This window comes from Cohnella baijiui (assembly GCF_020731285.1).
Taxonomy (GTDB): domain Bacteria; phylum Bacillota; class Bacilli; order Paenibacillales; family Paenibacillaceae; genus Cohnella.
In genome coordinates, this window is sequence record NZ_JAJFOW010000563.1 from 1 (window position 1) to 206 (window position 206).

Consider the following 206-nt stretch of genomic DNA (forward strand, 5'->3'; position numbering starts at 1 on the left):
TACAGCCAATGTGATCGGCAAGATGGCGGGCGGCATTGCCGACGATATTGTAACAACTGCTTATTTAGCAACGAAAGCACCTGTCTGGATTGCCCCGGCCATGAATGTGAATATGTACGGCCATCCGGCTACACAGCGCAATATGCGTCAGTTAGCAGCGTATGGATATCGGTTTATTGAACCTTCTGAAGGGTATCTTGCCTGTG

At 49.5% G+C, this 206-nt stretch carries 1 protein-coding gene; it reads left to right on the plus strand.

Annotated elements, in window-relative coordinates; genetic code table 11:
- The coding region (locus LKX83_RS33805) for a flavoprotein (RefSeq protein WP_304518373.1) at positions 1-206 on the plus strand (206 nt) is incomplete at both ends.